At 65.5% G+C, this 1,312-nt stretch carries 1 protein-coding gene; it reads right to left on the bottom strand.

Going from position 1 to position 1,312, the window contains the following annotated elements:
* Nucleotides 1–7: 7 nt before the first annotated feature.
* A complete protein-coding gene (locus tag DS079_RS16965; RefSeq protein ID WP_206516197.1) occupies nucleotides 8–1,267 on the bottom strand; it encodes an IS30 family transposase in 1,260 nt (419 codons plus the stop codon).
* Between the last annotated feature and the right edge of the window lie 45 nt (nucleotides 1,268–1,312).

Raw genomic sequence — 1,312 nt, 5'->3', positions numbered from 1 at the left:
GGCCGCTTCAGTCGGTGAGTGCGACTGTGGTGATCAGTTCGTCGAGTGTCTCACTGGGGGTGGCGCCGTCGAGGATGACTCGGGGTCTTGCGTTGAGCATGTCCTGAACGGTGCGGAGTTCGTCGTCGGTGACGTGGTTGAAGTCGGTGCCCTTGGGGTATTCCCAGCGGAGCTGGCCGTTGAGGTTCTCGTTCGTGGGTCGTTGCCAGGGCGAGTGAGGATCGCAGAAGAAGACCGGGCAGCCCGTGGCCACGGTGAATCGGGAGTGCTGGGCCATCTCGGTTCCCTGGTCCCAGGTGATCGATCGTTTCACCGCCGCGGGCAGGTCCTCGACCATGGTGGTGAGCACGTCGATCACGGTGGTGGAGTCACGAGTTCCGGGAAGTCGCCCCAGGAGCGTGAACCGGGAGGCCCGTTCGACCAGCGTGATGATCCCGGAATTGTTCGGCCCCACGACCAGGTCTCCTTCCCAGTGGCCGGGGATCTTCCTGCCCGCGTGCTCGGCCGCGAGCATCTCCTCGCGATCGGCTAGCCGGTGCCCGTCCAGCCAGCTGCGCTTGTTCCGGGCCGGCAGTTTCGAGGACGGGATACGACCCTTTCGGCCGGAACGAATCGCGCCTTCGACCTTCAGCTCGTGCCGCAGCGCCCCCGCGCCCTGGACGTAGAGAGCCTGGTAGAGGGTCTCGTGACTGATCTGCATGTTCTTATCGTCCGGGAACAACCGGCGCAGGCGCACGCTCACCTGCTGCGGCGACAGCTTCTGATCCAGCATCGCCACGACCATCCGGCGCAGCAACGGCAGGGTCTCGAGCTTGAACGCCTTCGGGCGCGCCCGGGCCTGATCAGCCCAGAACTGTGCCAGCGCGGCACTGTAATGAGCATCGTGATTGCCCCACCGGCCGTCTTCCGCGATCAGGCTGTGACGAGCGATCTCGCGGAACACCGTCGAGCGATGAACCCGCAGGCCAGACGCGATCTCGCCGGGGCTGTGGCCCTGGGCGATACCCAGCTCGATGAGAATTCGGTCAGCGAGCTGGAGCCTCCGCCCGTGCCCTGAGGCTGCGCCGAAGCTCTTCGCCGCCGGCGGCAGGATGACCGAGGACGAGGCGTGCCTGCTGGGTTTTCCGGGCTTGAGCATCACCCCAGCCTGCCGCAGCCACTTCCTCAACCGGAAACAGCTCATACCTGCTTCTCGCGCAGCGACCATCGCCGGCTTCCCGGCTATGACTGCCTCGATGACCTCCGCTCGAAACGACGCAGGCAACATCAGCAACTCCCTCCTCAGGAGTCGCACTCACCCGTTGAGGCGGCC

Origin of the sequence: Brachybacterium paraconglomeratum (genome assembly GCF_003994255.1) — a bacterium.
Lineage (GTDB): Bacteria > Actinomycetota > Actinomycetes > Actinomycetales > Dermabacteraceae > Brachybacterium > Brachybacterium conglomeratum.
The sequence above is the reverse complement of the archived record's forward strand: the minus strand, read 5'-3'. Positions and strand labels throughout refer to the sequence as shown.